The 15,974-nt window shown below is 73.2% G+C and carries 14 protein-coding genes and 1 pseudogene; 3 read left to right on the top strand and 12 right to left on the bottom strand.

The annotated features are described in order from the left end of the window. Positions 1–128 precede the first annotated feature (128 nt). From AB0302_RS05050 to AB0302_RS05025, 6 genes are all read right to left on the bottom strand, one after another. Entirely contained in the window at positions 129–812 is a 684-nt protein-coding gene (locus tag AB0302_RS05050; RefSeq protein WP_366370730.1) for a hypothetical protein, read from the bottom strand. 47 nt (positions 813–859) lie between these two features. Then, on the bottom strand, positions 860–2,143 hold the full coding sequence (locus AB0302_RS05045; RefSeq protein ID WP_298985600.1) for an ABC transporter permease: 1,284 nt from the start codon (positions 2,141–2,143) through the stop codon (positions 860–862). Beyond that, positions 2,140–2,850, bottom strand: coding sequence for an ABC transporter ATP-binding protein (locus AB0302_RS05040; protein ID WP_248115503.1), 711 nt, complete (start codon positions 2,848–2,850; stop codon positions 2,140–2,142). The genes AB0302_RS05045 and AB0302_RS05040 overlap by 4 nt, the downstream gene beginning before the upstream one ends. 200 nt (positions 2,851–3,050) lie before the next feature. Then, positions 3,051–4,100, bottom strand: coding sequence for a tryptophan--tRNA ligase (trpS, locus tag AB0302_RS05035; protein WP_366370806.1), 1,050 nt, complete (start codon positions 4,098–4,100; stop codon positions 3,051–3,053). Positions 4,101–4,170: 70 nt separating this feature from the next. Next, positions 4,171–5,058 (bottom strand): exodeoxyribonuclease III, encoded by an 888-nt coding sequence (locus AB0302_RS05030; RefSeq protein ID WP_366370729.1) that lies wholly within the window; start codon positions 5,056–5,058, stop codon positions 4,171–4,173. Continuing rightward, positions 5,055–5,579 carry a phage holin family protein gene (locus AB0302_RS05025; protein WP_248115401.1) on the bottom strand — a complete coding sequence of 175 codons (525 nt, stop codon included), beginning with the start codon at positions 5,577–5,579 and terminating at the stop codon, positions 5,055–5,057. The genes AB0302_RS05030 and AB0302_RS05025 overlap by 4 nt, the downstream gene beginning before the upstream one ends. A gap of 98 nt (positions 5,580–5,677) precedes the next feature. On the opposite strand from AB0302_RS05025, the gene AB0302_RS05020 reads away from it, so the two are divergent. Further along, positions 5,678–7,165 carry an MFS transporter gene (locus tag AB0302_RS05020; protein WP_248115400.1) on the top strand — a complete coding sequence of 496 codons (1,488 nt, stop codon included), beginning with the start codon at positions 5,678–5,680 and terminating at the stop codon, positions 7,163–7,165. Positions 7,166–7,202: 37 nt separating this feature from the next. Here AB0302_RS05020 and AB0302_RS05015 read toward each other — a convergent pair whose 3' ends face one another. From AB0302_RS05015 to AB0302_RS04990, 6 genes and pseudogenes are all read right to left on the bottom strand, one after another. Next, positions 7,203–8,012, bottom strand: a complete 810-nt coding sequence (locus tag AB0302_RS05015) for an ABC transporter permease (RefSeq protein ID WP_248115501.1) — start codon at positions 8,010–8,012, stop codon at positions 7,203–7,205. 198 nt (positions 8,013–8,210) lie between these two features. After that, a pseudogene (locus tag AB0302_RS05010) lies at positions 8,211–8,906 on the bottom strand (ABC transporter permease); the annotation flags it as partial. 174 nt (positions 8,907–9,080) lie between these two features. Continuing rightward, entirely contained in the window at positions 9,081–10,103 is a 1,023-nt protein-coding gene (locus tag AB0302_RS05005) for an ABC transporter ATP-binding protein (protein WP_366370728.1), read from the bottom strand. Beyond that, the gene (locus AB0302_RS05000) at positions 10,078–10,983 is read right to left on the bottom strand and encodes a bifunctional methylenetetrahydrofolate dehydrogenase/methenyltetrahydrofolate cyclohydrolase (protein ID WP_366370727.1); all 906 of its coding nucleotides are present in this window, start codon (positions 10,981–10,983) and stop codon (positions 10,078–10,080) included. The genes AB0302_RS05005 and AB0302_RS05000 overlap by 26 nt, the downstream gene beginning before the upstream one ends. Before the next feature lie 96 nt (positions 10,984–11,079). Continuing rightward, positions 11,080–12,360, bottom strand: a complete 1,281-nt coding sequence (gene glyA / locus AB0302_RS04995) for a serine hydroxymethyltransferase (protein ID WP_298714006.1) — start codon at positions 12,358–12,360, stop codon at positions 11,080–11,082. Positions 12,361–12,581: 221 nt separating this feature from the next. Next, a complete protein-coding gene (locus AB0302_RS04990) occupies positions 12,582–14,183 on the bottom strand; it encodes a hypothetical protein (RefSeq protein ID WP_366370726.1) in 1,602 nt (533 codons plus the stop codon). 176 nt (positions 14,184–14,359) lie between these two features. On the opposite strand from AB0302_RS04990, the gene purU reads away from it, so the two are divergent. Both purU and AB0302_RS04980 read left to right on the top strand, forming a co-directional pair. Continuing rightward, entirely contained in the window at positions 14,360–15,268 is a 909-nt protein-coding gene (gene purU / locus AB0302_RS04985; protein WP_366370725.1) for a formyltetrahydrofolate deformylase, read from the top strand. A 55-nt stretch (positions 15,269–15,323) separates the two neighbouring features. Next, on the top strand, positions 15,324–15,881 hold the full coding sequence (locus AB0302_RS04980; protein WP_248115394.1) for a gamma carbonic anhydrase family protein: 558 nt from the start codon (positions 15,324–15,326) through the stop codon (positions 15,879–15,881). The last annotated feature ends 93 nt before the right edge of the window (positions 15,882–15,974 follow it).

Here is a 15,974-nt window from a genome sequence, read left to right as displayed (position 1 = left end):
CCCCCTCCGGTGCGGGAGTCGTTCCGGTCGGCCGGGGTGCGCTGAGCGCCGTGCGTCGCGGCGGAGCCGGATGCGCTCACGGAACGCGCGGGCGAGGGTGGAGGGTCCGCGACGGTCGAGCGCCGAGGTCAGGCGCCGGCGGGGCGGCCCTGCCGGGTGTAGGCGGCCTCCTCGCCACTGAACGCGTTCACCAGCCACAGGATGTTCACGACCAGGAGGCCGAGGCTGGCCAGGGACGCGATCACGCCCGCGAGGCCGGGGAACGTGGTGAAGCTGAGGAGTCCGGCGAGGGCGCCGAGCGTGCCCAGGATCGCGGCGACGATGCCCACGATCCGCGCCCAGTTCTTCACGGCCCGAAGGCCGAAGTACACGAGGGCGTACACGGCGAGGCCGATCAGCAGGGCCACCACGACGCCGCCGATGAACGAGGCCCGGAAGAAGGCCTCGATCCTGTCGACGTCCTCCGGCGGAACGCCGCCCTCGGCCGAGACGGACTCGCGGACCACGCGCATCATGTCGTCGAGTCCGAAGAGCGGGGGGACGTTCGCGAGCAGCCACAGCGCCGCGGACGCGAGGGTGAGCGTCAGCAGGGTGCGGTGCCGGCGGGGCTCGGGGAGGACACCGCCCTGGCCCATCGGTGCGTACGGCTGGGTGCCGTACCGCGTGCCGGGGGCCGTGCCCGGTGCGGCGTCATGGCTGGGCGCGGGGTACTGGCCTGCGGCGGGGTACTGGCCCGGAGTGGAGTACTGGGGCCGGTCGATCGGGTCGGGCTCACCGTAGGGGCTCGGGTTCTGGGGAGGGGTGGTCGTCATGTCGGTTCCTCTCAGGGGATGGTGGACTCAGGCGTGGGCGGGGCCGCTCACTCGTAGCGCAGTGCCTCGATGGGGTCCTTGCGGGCGGCCCGGGCGGCGGGAAGGGTGCCGGCCAGGAACGCGATCGCCAGGATCAGCAGGGCGATCAGCAGCAGGGAGAGCGGCTCGACGGCGTACAGCACCAAGCCGGTGACCCCGCTCAGGGCGCCCTGCGTGAGCAGCGCGTTCGCGGTCAGGCCCACGGCCACGCCCAGCCCGATGCCGATCAGCGACCCCAGCAGGCCGATCATCACGGCCTCCAGGGTGAAGAGCCCGAAGATCCGGCCGCCCGTCATGCCGAGGGCCTTCATGAGGCCGATCTCCCGGGTGCGCTCCTGCACCGCCATGAGGAGGGTGTTGATGATGCCGAAGCTGGCCGCCAGCAGGGCGATCAGGGCGAAGCCGTTGAGCACCCACGTCACCGCGTCGATGATCCCTCGGATCACGCCGAGCTGGTCCTCGAGGGTCTGGGCGGAGTAGCCCTGCTCCGCGAGGGCCGCCTGCACGGCCGCCTCGTTCTCGGGCATGCCCTCCACCGTCACCGTGGCGGAGAAGTAGGTGTCGCGCTGCTCCTCGGGCAGCCCTGCGGTCTGGATCTCGTGCAGGCGGTCCTCGACGGCGCGGGAGGGCACCGGCCCGGCACCCGAGCCCGAGGCGACGGCCTCGGTCACGCCGACCACCTCCGCCTCCATCCCGCTCTGCTCGCCCAGCGGATCCGCGGCCACCAGGGTCACCGTCTGCCCGAGGACGTCCTCAGGCTCCGTGCCGCCCAGCGCCTCGACCCAGTCCGTCGGCACCGTGATCTCGGCCGCGTCCTCGGCGGGCTCGCGCCCGGCGGCCATGGAGAGCGTGCCGATCTCGTACGAGGCTCCCATGAAGGGCACGGCCCACTGGCGGCCGTCCGCGCCCTCGATGAACTCCGGCTCCACGAGGCGGGCGGTCTCCACGGCCGTCACGTGCTCGGCGTCCCGGATCGTCTCGAGGTCCTTCCCCGTGAGCAGGGGCATGCCGAACATCTCCCCGGAGGAGGCCCCCTCGGGGTCGTACTCGGAGGGCGCCCCGCCCATGGAGAACCCGCTGCCCATGTCCGCCTGCTTGGTCACGGTCATCTCGTCCGGGGCGCCGAAGCCCTCCACCATGTTGTCCACGTACTTGTTGATGCCGGCGCCGAGGCCCGTGGTCAGGGTGAGGGTGAACGCGCCGATCACGATCGCGATCACGGTCAGGAAGGTGCGCAGCTTGGAGCGCATCGTGTTGGCGAGCGCGGTGCCCACCAGGTCCGTGGTCCTCATGCGCGCGCCCCCGACTCCTCGTCCACGATCATCCCGTCCTGCATCACGAGCCGACGGTCGCAGCGTGCCGCGAGGTCGTCGTCGTGCGTGACCACCACGAGGGTGATGCCCTGCTCCCGCTGGAGGCCGAAGAGGATGTCCTCCACGGACCGCGAGGTGGCCGAGTCCAGGTTGCCCGTGGGCTCGTCCGCGAAGAGCACCGTGGGGCGGTTGACCAGGGCGCGGGCGATGCACACGCGCTGCTTCTGGCCGCCCGAGAGGTCGGTGGCCCGGTTGCCGGCCTTGTCCGCCATCCCGAGCTGGGCGAGCACGTCCATGCCGCGCTCCCGGCGCTCGCGGCGGGGCACGCCCGCGATCTTGAGCGGCAGCACCACGTTCTCCAGCACGCTCTGGTTCCCGTTGAGGAAGAACTGCTGGAACACGAACCCGAAGGTCGCGTTGCGCAGGCGGGACACCTCGGCAGGGCTCACGCCCGAGACCGGCCGGCCGTCCATCGCGACGACGCCGGAGGTCGGGCGGTCCAGCAGCGCGAGCAGGTGCATCAGGGTGGACTTGCCCGAGCCGGACTTGCCCACGACGGCCACGGACTCCCCCGCGCGCAGCTGGAGGGTGACGCCCTTGAGCGCGTCGAAGCGGGACTCGCCGCGACCGTAGACCTTCACCAGGTTCTCGGTCTCCAGGATCGGCTCGACCCCGCCGAACGGCATCGCATCACCCGGGGGGCGTGCCCCCGCGGTCGTGTGGACGGTGTGGCTCACGTGCTCTCCCTCTGCGCTGAGGCCCGCGTCCCGTGCACGGGGCGGGCGGCGCCCGCCCGTCGCGGGCGCCGGCCCCAGCGTGACACAGGGCCCGGGGCGGGCGCCTCCCCCGCGGGGATGATCCTGCCGCGACGAAGGGAGGAGCGGCCTCAGCCGAGCGGAGGAAGGAAGCCGAGCCGACCGTACACGTCCTGGAGCACCGGGGTGGCCACCTCGCGGGCCTTGGCCGCGCCCACGGCGAGGATCCGGTCCAGCTCGGCGGGGTCGGCGAGCAGCTCGGTGGCGCGCTCCCGGATCGGGCTCAGGCGCTCGACGACGGCGTCCGCCACGTCCACCTTGAGGTGGCCGTACATCTTCCCGACGTAGCGCTCCTCGAGCTGGGCGATCGGGGTGTCCGTGACGGCCGAGAGGATGGTCAGCAGGTTGGAGACGCCGGGCTTGGCGTCGCGGTCGAAGCGGACCTCCGTGCCGTCGTCGGTCACGGCGGACCTGATGCGCTTGGCGATCACCTTCGGCTCGTCGAGGATGTTGATCAGCCCGTTCGGGGACTCCGCGGACTTGGACATCTTCGCGGTCGGGTTCTGCAGGTCGTAGATGCGCGCGCCGGTCTCCGGGTAGAAGCCCGTGGGCACCACGAACGTCTCGCCGTGGTGGTGGTTGAAGCGCTGCGCGAGGACGCGGGTGAGCTCCACGTGCTGGCGCTGGTCGTCGCCCACGGGCACGCCGTGCGGCTGGTAGAGCAGGATGTCCGCGGCCATGAGCATGGGGTAGGCCAGCAGGCCCACGCCGGCGGCGTCGGCGCCCTGCTTGGCGGACTTGTCCTTGAACTGGGTCATCCGCATGGCCTCGCCCATGCCGGTCATGCACGTGAGGACCCACGCGAGCTGCGCGTGCTCGGGGACCTGGGACTGCACGAACAGCGTGGAGCGCTCCGGGTCGATCCCGCCGGCGATGAACTGGGCGGCCGCCACGCGGGTGCGCTGGGCCAGGGCGTCCGGGTCCTGCGGCACCGTGATGGCGTGCAGGTCGGGGATGAAGAAGTAGGCGTCGAAGTCGTCCTGCGTCCTCACCCAGTTCACGAGCGCACCGAGGTAGTTGCCCAGGTGCAGGGAGTCCGCGGAGGGCTGCATGCCGGAGAGCACGCGGTGGCGCGTGGAGGCGCCGGTGAGGTGGGCGGTGGCGGAGACGTCGGTGGCCAGGACGTCCTGCACGGTGTTCTTCTTCTGGGGGGTGTTCACGGCGTGCCTCGATGCTTCGCGTCGGTGGGGGTCAGTACTGGTAGTCGACCACGAGCGGGGCGTGGTCGGAGAAGCGGGTGGCCCAGCTGGGGGCACGGTCCACGACGGCGCCGCTCGCCCTCTCGGCGAGGTCCGGGGTGGCCATGTGGTAGTCGATGCGCCAGCCCGCGTCCGTGTCGAACGCCTTCCCGCGCATGGACCACCACGTGTAGGGGCCGGGCACGTCCCCGGCGAGGGCGCGGTGCACGTCCACCCAGCCGAGCTCGCCGAAGAAGCGGTCGAAGTAGGCGCGCTCCTCGAGGAGGAAGCCGGCCTTCGTCAGGTTGCCCTTCCAGTTCTTGATGTCCCGCTCGGTGTGGCCCACGTTGAGGTCGCCCGTCACGAGGGCCGGGTGGCCGGCGGCGGAGAGCTCGGCCAGGCGGCGGGACATCTCGCCGAGGAAGAGGTACTTGTCGTCCTGCTTGGGGGTGCCGGCCTCGCCCGAGTGCACGTAGGCGGAGACCACGGTCAGGAGCGAGCCGTCCGGCAGGCGCAGGTCCGCCTCGAGCCAGCGGCCGGCGTCGTCGAAGTACCCGCGCTCGTCCCTGATGCCCGCGCGCACGTCCTCGATGGGGAAGCGCGAAGCGATCGCGACGCCGGCGCGGCCCTTCGCGGCGGCCTCGTGGTCCGCGACGTGGACCTCGGTCCACTCGCCGCCCACGATCTCGGGGACGAGCTTCTCCGTGATCGCGCGGGGTGCGCGGACCTCCTGCAGCGTCAGCACGTCCACGCCGCGGCCGGCGAACCACTGGACCATGCCCTTGCGGTGGGAGGCGCGGATGCCGTTGACGTTCACGGTGGCGATGCGCACCGCGCCGTCGGCCTTGGGGGCGCCCGCGTTCGCGTGCACGACGGGCTCGGCCGGCGTCGACTCGCTCATCGCGCGGCCCCGTCGTCCGTCAGCATGTCCCGCGCGTTGGCGGAGGTGATGTGGATGGTCTCGAGGGCGCGGTCCACCATCTCGCGGTCCATGCCGCCCTCCGCGGCGAGCTGCTCCTTCACCACGCGGGCCTGCACCTGGACGATCTTGAAGGAGTGGTCCAGCTTGGTGTCCCGCATCGGGTCGACCACGGGCTCCACGGTCTCGCCCCGCACCATGGGCTTGCCGAGGGCGGCGACGTCGGCGCGCACCGTGTCCACGGTGCGGTCCACCGTGGCCGCCGCCGAGCGCACGCCCGCGCGCAGCTGCAGGAACACGATCACCGCGAAGACCAGCCACCCCGCGGCGATGGCCACCACGAGCCAGCCGATGACGTCGTTCGCGTTGGCCGCGAAGACGATGGCCACCAGGAGCACGATGATCATCACCGTGAAGGCGGTGGAGCCGATGGGCAGTCCCGCGCGGGAGGCGCGGGCGCGACGGCTGGGAGCGGCGGAACCGGTGGGCAGGCTGCTGGACATGGGGATCCTGACGGGAGGCGGACGAGGCTGGCCACCATCATCCCGCACGCGGGCGCCGCGCTCCGAATCGAGCGGCGCACGGGCCCTATCCTTGGGCGGTGACCCCCACCTCCTCTCCCGCGGCCGCGCCCGGCCCCGCAGACGCCCACTTCACCCCGGAGCAGCGGCGCGTGCTCGCGATCCTCCTGATGCCGCTGTTCCTGGCGCTCATGAGCGTGTCCGTGGTGAACGTGGCCCTGCCCGCGATCGAGGCGGGCCTGGGGGCGAGCAGCGCGGACCTCCAGTGGGTGCTCTCGGGCTACACCCTCACGTTCGGCGTCGTCCTCGTGGCGGCCGGACGGGCCGGCGACCTGTGGGGCCGCAAGCCGCTGTTCCTCGCCGGGATCGCGGTGTACGTCCTCGGCTCGCTGCTCGCGGGCCTGGCCTGGAGCCCCGTGGTGCTCAACGGTGCCCGGCTCCTGATGGGCATCGGCGCGGGACTGTTCAACCCGCAGATCATCGGGGTCATCCAGTCCACCTTCTCCGGGCGGGCGCGCGGCACGGCCTACGGGATGTTCGGCACCGTGATCGGCCTGGGCGTGGCGGTGGGGCCGCTCCTGGGCGGGCTGCTCATGGGGCTGCTCGGTCCGGAGGCGGGGTGGCGCGCGTCGTTCCTCGTCAACGCCCCGATCGGGCTGCTCGCCCTGCTCCTGGGCGTGCTGTGGCTGCACCCGCCGACGCGGACCGCCGCCGTCGTCCCGCGCGGGCTGCGCGCCCTGGATCCCGTCGGCGTCGTGCTGCTGGGGGCGGCCACCGTGTCCCTCATGCTCCCGTTCATCCTGCCGGGCACCTGGTGGCTGCTGGCCGTGGCGGCCGCCCTGCTCACCGCGTGGTGGCTGTGGGAGAAGCGGGTGCGGGCCGCCGCCCCGCACACGGGAGTCCACCCCATGGTGGACCCGGCCCTGCTGCGGCGCCCCTCGTTCACGTTCGCCACCCTGCACACCTCCGTCTACATGGGCACCATGCCGGGCGCGTTCGCCGTCATCGCGGTGTTCGTGCAGCAGGGCCTGGGGCACTCCGCCCTCGCGGCGGGCATGATCACCCTGGCCTCCGCCCTCCTGGTGACGGCGTCCTCCACGTGGATCGGCTCGCAGGTGCACCGGTTCGGCCCGTGGTTCGTGTTCACGGGCGCGGCCCTGGGCGTGGCCTCCATGCTCGCCCTCATGCTCGCCTTCGTCCGCGTGGCCGACGGCGCGTGGCCCCTCTGGACGCTCGCCGCGCTGCTCATCCCGCAGGGCGCGTCCCAGGCGCTCATCATGACGAGCGCCCAGGTGCTCATGATGGACGACGTCCTCCCCGAGGAGGCGGGGTCGGCCGGCGGCGTCGCCCAGACCGCGCAGCGCGTGGGCACCTCGATCGGCCTGGCCATGGTCACCGGCGTGTACTTCTCCGCCCTCGCGGGCACGGGCCACGCCCCCACCGCCCACGAGTACGGCGTGGCGGGCGGCAGCGCGCTGGCGGTGGTGGCCGGCAGCTGGGCCCTCGTGCTGGTCTCCGCGGGCGCGGACCTGCTGCGCCGCCGTCGGTCCCGGGCCCGCGCGGCTTGAGCGGCACCACCGACGCGCGGCACCGGGCCGGGCACCCTCAGCGCAGGAACAGCGCGCCCAGCCGCCGCGAGGTGAGCCACACGCCCACGGCGGCCATCGCCACGAAGTAGGCGACGTGCCCGAGCGTGCCCCACGTCATCACACCCACCGCGAGCGCGCGCATCATCTCCACGGCGTGCCACAGCGGGAACACCTGGATGACCCCCTGGATGGCCGGCGGATACACGCTGAGCGGGAAGAACGTGGCGGAGAAGAGGAACATCGGCATGAGGACGATCTGGATCCAGTCCATGTGCTGGAACGTCTTCATGAAGCTGGTGACCGCCATGCCCAGGGAGGCGAAGCCGAGCGCCACCAGCAGCGCGCCCGGGATCATGAGCACGGCCGTCCACGACGTGACCAGGCCGGCGACCGTCATGACGATCAGGAACCCGACCGCGTAGATGAGCCCGCGCAGCAGGGCCATGGCGATCTCGCCGACGGCCACGTCCAGCGGCCCCAGCCGGGTGGCGAGCATGGTCTGGTACGTCTTGGCGTAGCGCAGCTTGAAGAACACGTTCCACGTGGAGTCGTAGATCGCGCCGTTCATCGCGGAGACCGCCAGCAGCGCCGGGGCGATGAACATGCCGTACGGGACGGGCGTGCCGTCGGGCCCCGTGACGTCGCCGACGAGCGTGCCCAGGCCGATGCCCATCGAGGCCAGGTACAGCACCGGCTCGAAGAAGCCGGAGAAGAACACCACCCAGTTGTTGGACTTCAGGGAGAGGAGGGCCCGCTCCATGACGGCCCGCACGTTCCCCGAGTACATGCCGGACAGCGGGCCGCGGCGCACCGTGATGGGCGGCATGGGCGGCACGGCGTCCGCGGCCGACCCCACCGCCGCGGACGACGACGCGCCGGGCCGGGCGGCCGACGCCGCCTCGGCGGGGCTCGGCCTCCCCCCGAGGCGGGAGGCGGTGCGCGTGCGGGGCACGGCGACGGCGTCGCGATCCGGGGCACCCCGCCTCCAGCCGAGCCGGCGCGTGTAGACGCGGACGGCGAGCCACGTGCCGATGCCGGCGAGGGCGAGCAGGACGAGCAGGTGCACGGCCGTGAGCCAGGCGGGCTCGGCCATGCCGTAGGAGAGCACGCGGCCGAGCTGGGCGGCGTGCCACTGCGGGGAGATCCAGCCGATCCACCGCAGCCACACGGGCAGGGCGTCGAGCGGGTAGAACGTGGCCGAGAAGAGGAACAGCGGCATGATCACGAGGCGCTGCAGGGTGGCGAACTGGCCCCTGTCCTCCGTGAGGGACGCCGCGAACGCCATGATCGGCGCGCCCACGGCCAGGCCGCCGAGCGTGGCCGTGAGCACCTGCAGCCAGCCCCACGGGCTCGAGACCACGCCGAAGGCCAGCATGACCGCGAAGAACACGGCCGCCTGGAAGAGGAACCGCAGGCTCACGGCCGCGAGGTGCCCGAGCGCGATCTGCGCCGGGGACAGCGGGGTGGCCTGCGCGGCGTAGTACGTCCTGTGCCACTGGAACCCGCCCATGACGGGGTAGGAGAACTCCACGGAGGCCGTCATCAGGGCGCCCGAGGCCAGCAGCGCGGGGGCGATGAACGCGACGTAGGAGACGCCGCCGAGGACCTCCTGCGGGGCGCCGCCGCCCATGAGCTGGGCGAGCCCGAGGCCCATGGCGAGCAGGTAGAGGAGCGGCTCGCCGAGCGCGCCGACGATCAGGACCGCCCCGTAGCGGCGCATGGTCCGCAACGTGTGCTCGGCGTAGAAGAGCACGCCACGGGCCCGCACGCGCTCGGCGCTCTCGGCCGCGGAGATCGGGGGCCGCAGGGGGCCGGCGGTCGTCGGGGCGGCGGCGGGCGCCGTCGTCGGGGGCGAGTCCGGGGCGGGCGGGGTGGAGGCGGAGGCGGCCACGGCTCAGTCCACCAGGGTGCGGCCGGTGAGGATGAGGAACACGTCCTCGAGGCTCGCGCGGCGGGTGAGGGTGGTGGCGGGGGCGGGCACGGCACCGTCGTCGACGAGTCGCTGGAGCGCGTGCTGGAGGTCGTCCGCGCGCTCGGCGTAGAGGAGGACGCGGTCGGGCAGGACCTCCACGCGGTGCACGACGCCGTCGCCCACATGGGCCTGCAGGGTGCGGGCGGCGGCCTCGTTGCGGTCCGTTCCGAAGCGGGCCTCCAGGACCTCGCGGGAGGCGTGCTCGCGGATGAGCTCCGCGGGCGTGCCGGCGGCCATGATCTCGCCCGCGTCCACCACCACGAGCCGGTCGCACAGCTGCTCTGCCTCGTCCATGTAGTGCGTGGTGAGCAGGAGGGTGGTGCCACGCTCCTTGAGCCGGTAGAGGCGGTCCCACAGGGTGTGGCGGGCCTGGGGGTCCAGGCCCGTGGTGGGCTCGTCCAGGAGGAACAGGGCCGGCTCGTTGACGAGCGCCCGGGCGATCACGAGGCGGCGCTTCATGCCGCCGGAGAGGTCGGTGACCTTGGCGTCGGCCTTCTCGGTGAGCTGGGCGAACTCGAGCAGCTCCTGCGCCTTGGGCTTGAGGTAGGAGTACGGCAGGCCGAAGTAGCGGCCGTAGATGAGGATGTTCTCCCGCGCCGTGAGCTCCTCGTCGAGGTTGTCCTGCTGGGGCACCACGCCCAGGTGCGCACGGACGGCGGGGCCGTCGTCCTCCGGGTCGATGCCCATGATGCTCAGCTCGCCCGCCGTCCGCTGCGACGTGCCGGCGAGCATGCGCATCGTGGTGGACTTGCCCGCGCCGTTGGGCCCGAGCAGGCCGAAGCACTCCCCCGGGCGCACGTCGAGGTCGATGCCCTTGACCGCGTGGAAGTCCCCGTACTGCTTGCGCAGGCCGCGCGCGCGGATGACGGGGGCGGCGGCTCCGGGCGTGAGGGCGGGGCGCCCGGCGGTCTCGGGCGCGTCAGCGGAGGGGGTGGTGTGGCTCACAGGGAGGGATCCTACGCGAGGCCGCCTCCACCACGTTGGCCAGGAGCATGACGCGGGTCATCGGCCCGACGCCGCCCGGGTTCGGCGCCATCCAGGACGCCTTCTCCTTCACGGTCGGGTCGACGTCGCCGAGCACGCGGCTCCTCCCGTCCTCGCCGGTCACGCGGGAGACGCCCACGTCCAGGACGATCACGCCGTCCTTCACCTGCTCGGGCTTCACCATGTGCGCGGAGCCGGCGGCGGCGATCACGACGTCGGCCTGCGCCAGCAGCTCGTCCAGGTTCGTGGTGCCCGTGTGGGCCAGCGTCACGGTGGCGTTGACCTCGCGGCGCGTGAGCACCAGTCCCGCGGGACGGCCGATGGTCACGCCGCGGCCGATCACGAGGACGTGCTTGCCCGCGAGCTCCACGCCGTGGTGCTTCAGCAGCTCGACGCACCCGGCGGGGGTGCACGGCAGCGGCGAGTCCAGCTCCCCGCCCACGGAGGCCACGAGACGCCCGAGGTTCATGGGGTGCAGGCCGTCGGCGTCCTTGTCCGGGTCGATGGCCTCGAGGACCTTCTGCGTGTCCACGTGCTTCGGCAGGGGCAGCTGGACGATGTACCCGGTGCAGGCCGGGTCCTCGTTCAGCTCCCGCACGACCTCGAGGATCTGCTCCTCGGTGGCGTCCGCCGGCAGCTCCTTCTGGATGGACTCGATGCCCACCTCGGCGCAGTCGCGGTGCTTGCCGGCCACGTACTTCTGCGAGCCGGCGTCCTCCCCCACGAGCACCGTGCCGAGCCCCGGGGTGATCCCTCGCTCGGCGAGGGCCTGCACGCGCCCGCGCAGCTCCTGCTTGATGGCGGCCGCCGTCGCCTTGCCGTCCAGCACCTTCGCGGTCATCGCACGCTCCCCTTCGTCGAAATGCACATCGCCGCGGGACAGTCTCTCGCATCCGGAGACCGCCCCGCGGCGCATGTCAGCGGCCCGTGGCCGATGTCACCAGGACTCGAGGCCCTCGTACAGTGGGAAGTCCTCGGTCAGCTTCACCACGCGGGCGCGCAGCGCCTCCACGTCCGGGCTCGGCGTGAGGGCGGCCGCGATGATCTCGGCGACCTCGCGGAACTCGGCCTCGCCGAAGCCGCGGGAGGCCAGGGCCGGGGTGCCGATGCGCAGGCCGGAGGTGGTCATCGGCGGGCGCGGGTCCCACGGCACGGAGTTGCGGTTCACGGTGATGCCGACCTCGTGCAGGATGTCCTCGCCCTGCTTGCCGTCCAGCTGGGACTCGCGCAGGTCCACGAGCACGAGGTGGACGTCCGTGCCGCCGGTGAGCACGGAGATGCCCAGCTCCGCCATGTCCGGGGCGGTGAGTCGCTCGGCGAGGATCTGGGCACCCTGCAGGGTGCGCTCCTGCTTCTCCTTGAAGTCCGCCGAGCCGGCGATCTTGAACGCCACGGCCTTGCCGGCGATCGCGTGCATGAGCGGCCCGCCCTGCTGGCCCGGGAACACGGCGGAGTCGATCTTCTTCTTGAGCTCCTCCTTGGCGAGGATGAAGCCGGAGCGCGGGCCGGCGAGGGTCTTGTGCACCGTCGAGGTGACGACATCGGCATGCGGGACCGGGTTCGGGTGCAGACCGGCGGCCACGAGGCCCGCGAAGTGGGCCATGTCCACCCAGAGCTTGGCGCCGACCTCGTCGGCGATCTCGCGGAACGCCGCGAAGTCCAGCTGACGCGGATAGGCGGACCAGCCGGCGACGATCACCTTCGGCTGCGCGGCCTTCGCGGCCTCGCGCACCGTGTCCATGTCGATCCGGTAGGTGTCCGGCTCCACCTCGTACGCGGCGATCTTGTAGTTCTTGCCGGAGAAGTTGATCTTCATGCCGTGGGTGAGGTGGCCGCCATGGGCGAGGGACAGGCCCATCATGGTGTCCCCGTGGTCCATCAGCGCGGTCATCACGGCCACGTTGGCCTGCGCGCCGGCATGCGGCTGCACGTTGGCGTGCTCGGCGCCGAACAGGTCCTTCGCGCGCTGGATGGCCAGGTTCTCGGCGACGTCCACGAACTCGCAGCCGCCGTAGTAGCGGCGCCCCGGGTAGCCCTCGGCGTACTTGTTGGTCAGCACGGAGCCCTGGGTCTGCAGGATGGCGCGCGGGACGAAGTTCTCCGAGGCGATCATCTCGAGGGTGCCCCGCTGGCGGCCGAGCTCGTCCGCGAGGGCCGCGGCGATCTCCGGATCCACCTCGGAGAGGGGCTGGGTGTTGATGTCGGGCGACTGCGTCACGGGATTTCCCTTCGACTGGGGGCAGCGGGCACCGGAACGGGCCGGTGCCGCCCATCCTAGTGATCCGGCGGACACCGCGCGGCTCCGCCTCCTCCGGACGCGTGCGGGGGCGCGGCGGTGCCGGACGCCCTCGGCCGGACGCGCCCGGACGAGGCGACCCCCGCCACCGTGACCGGTGGCGGGGGTCGCCTCAGGGGTGGGCCGGCACGCCGGCCCCGGGGTCAGCGCTTGCCCCAGCGGCGCTGCTGCGCCTGAGCCAGCTTGTCCTTGAGGGTGGAGGCGGCCTTCTTGGCCAGCGGCACGGCGGAGTCCACGGCCTTCTCCACGATCGGGGCGGCGGTGTGGACCGCCTTCTCGATGAGGGGGGCGGCCTTGTCCTTCAGCGGGGCGGCCTTCTCGGCGAGCGGGGCCGCCTTCTCCTTGAGGGTCTCGGCGGCCCTGCCGAGGATGCCGGACTCGTGCGCGGCCTCGTCCGGGGAGACGGCGACGACCTCGTCGTGGCGGTCCGGGGCGGTGAAGGCCACGCGGCCGGGGACACCGGGGGTGCCGTCCACGACGGGACCGCGCGGAGCGGCCGGGGCCTCCGCGGCGGGGATGGGCGTGGTGGGGTGCGACTCCGCGGTGCCGATCAGGCCGGGGGCCTGGGCGGACGCGCGGGGCGTGGTCGCGGCTGCGGTCGTGGTCGTCGCGGCGGCGGCCGGCGCCACCTGCTCGTCCACGGTCACGCCAGTCCCCCCGGCGACGCCGGCGCTCACGGAGGCCGCGGCGGCACCGGCGGCGGAGATCCCCGCGGCCGAGCCCTGCTTCTCGTCCCGCAGGACCTGCCCGGCCACGGGGGTGACGGGCGTCTGGCTGGAGGACGTCGGCGCGGGGTCGACGGCCGGCGCCAGGACCGGCGGGACCATCGCCTCGGCCGGGGCGTCCTCGGCGTCGTGCTCGGCCGTGACGGCGGGGGCGATGGTCTCGTCCGCAGCGGCGGTCTCAGCAGACTTCACGGCCGGGGCGGGCTTCACCGCGACGGCGGGCTGCGCCGGCTCGGCCTTCACAGCGGGCTCGGCGGGCTTTGCCGGCTCGGCCTTCACAACGGGCTCGGCGGGCTTTGCCGGCTCGGGCAGGTCCACGCCGCCCTGGTTCTCGTCCACCACGACGCCGGTGCCGCCGGCCACGCCCGCCGCGCCGAGGCCGAGGGTGCCCTCGGACGTCGAGGACGCGGAGTCGGTGCGGTCGGTCACGGGCAGCGCGACGGTGGCCGGGGCGGCGGCCGCGGGCTTCGCCACCGCGGAGGTCTCGGCGGCGGGCGCCGCGTCCTCGAGGGCCTCGGCGGCGATCTCGGCGGGAGTCTGCTCCGGCAGCGCCTCGACGGCGGCCGCGAGCGGATCGACGGCCTGCGGGGCGGGGGCGGTCTCGGTGGCCTCGAGCGGGGCCGGCGAGGCGGTGGAGCCGAAGGAGGGCGCGGGCTTCAGGGACGCTGACGGCGCGGGGGCGGACGTCCCAGCGCCCTTCTCGTCGATCGCGGTCGCGTCGAAGGCGCGGAGGGCAGACGCGCCGGCGCCGTCGGCCTTCGAGGCGGTCGCCGTGTCGTCTGCCGGAGCGGCCGCCGCGTCCAGCGAGGAGAGGCGGGTGCGGGACTGCTCGTCCCCGGCGGGGCGCACCGTCGTCGCGGTGGCCTCGGGGCGCGCGGCGGCAGGGCGGACCGGCTCCTCATGGCGGGTCTCCACGACGTCGTCACCGCGCCCGCGGCGGGACATCAGGGTGATCAGGAGGGCGATGGCGATCAGGACGATGATCGCCCCGATGATCCAGTACAGCTGGGCATTCGTCATGAGGGACTCCTCGGTAGCTCGGGGCGGCCGGCCAGCCCGGCGCCACCGTCCGCCCCTCACCGGCGAGGCGGTGTGGCGGACCAGCTCTCAGGGTGTCACACTGACCCGCCCCGGGGCCACGATGCGCGGCCCCGTCATGAAGCAGACGGGCACCGACGCGTGGCTAGCATCGGGGCATGGACCCCGCCCTGCCCTCCCCCGCCGCACCGCTCGAGCCTCCGCCCGGGGAGAACCCGTTCGTCCTCACCGTCGCGTGCCCGGACCGCAAGGGGATCGTGCACGCGGTGTCCGGGGCGCTGCTGGGCGCCAGCGCGGACATCGCGGAGTCGCAGCAGTACGGCTCCCCCGACTCGGGCGACTTCTTCCTGCGGGTGCAGTTCACGACGCCGGAGGCGCGCTCCGCCGTCGAGGCCGCTCTGGCCCCGGTGCGCGCCGAGTTCGGGATGCGCGCCCAGCTGTGGGACGCGGGCCGCCGCATGCGCACGCTCGTGATGTGCTCGAAGGACGGGCACACGCTCAACGACCTGCTGTTCCAGCAGCGCGCGGGCAGCCTGCCGATCGAGGTGCCCGTCGTCGTCTCGAACCATCTCGACCTGCAGCCCCTCGCCGCCTTCTACGGCGTGCCCTTCGTGCACGTGCCGATCTCCACGGACCCGGCGAGCCGCTGCACCAAGGCCGCCGCCGAGGCGCGCCTGCGCGAGCTGATCCGCGAGCACGACATCGACCTCGTGGTCCTCGCCCGCTACATGCAGATCCTCTCGGACGAGCTGTGCCGGGACCTCGAGGGCATGGCCATCAACATCCATCACTCGTTCCTGCCCTCGTTCAAGGGGGCGCGGCCCTACCACCAGGCGCACGAGCGCGGCGTGAAGATCATCGGCGCCACGGCCCACTACGTCACCGCCGACCTCGACGAGGGGCCGATCATCGCCCAGTCCGTCCAGCCCGTGACCCACGCCCAGACCGCGGAGGACTTCGTGGAGCGCGGCCGGGACGTGGAGGGCTCCACGCTCGTCCAGGCCGTGCGCTGGCACGCCGAGCACCGCGTACTGGTGGACGGGAGGCGGACGGTGGTGTTCGCGTGAGGCGGCTCGTCACGCGCCCCTGACGGCGGCCGCCCCGCGTGCGTACGCTCGTGGCATGGCACACATCCTCACCGTCCAGGGCGCCACGCCCCGCATCCACGAGACCGTCTTCCTCGCCCCCACCGCCGCGATCACCGGCGACGTGGAGATGGCCGAGCGCTGCTCCGCGTTCTACGGCGTCTCCGTTCGCGGCGACTCTGCGCCCATCCGCGTCGGCGAGCGCACCAACCTGCAGGACAACGTCGTCCTCCACGCGGACGAGCACGTCCCCTGCACCCTCGGTGCGGGCGTCTCCGTGGGCCACGCCGCCGTGGTGCACGGCGCCACGGTCGGCGACGACTGCCTCATCGGCATGTCCGCCACCGTGATGAACGGCGCCGTGATCGGGGCGGGCACCCTCGTGGCGGCGGGCGCCGTCGTGCTGGAGGGCACGCAGGTGCCGCCGGGCTCCCTCGTGGCCGGCGTCCCCGCCACGGTGCGCCGCCCCCTCACCGACGAGGAGCGCGAGGGACTGAAGGCCAACGCCGCGACGTACCTGGAACTGGCCGCCGCCCACCGCGCCGCGGTCGTGACGGAGGAGATGCCCGGGGAGGAGACCGTCACGCAGTCCTGACCTCCCCCGGAACGCGACGCGGCCCCGACTCGATCGAGTCGGGGCCGGGGGGGGGTGCCGGGGACGGCGAACGGTCGCGGGGCGGCCGCCCCC

Origin of the sequence: Micrococcus sp. NPDC078436 (genome assembly GCF_040702705.1) — a bacterium.
Classification (GTDB): domain Bacteria; phylum Actinomycetota; class Actinomycetes; order Actinomycetales; family Micrococcaceae; genus Micrococcus.
This window is presented reverse-complemented; position numbering and strand designations above follow the sequence as displayed.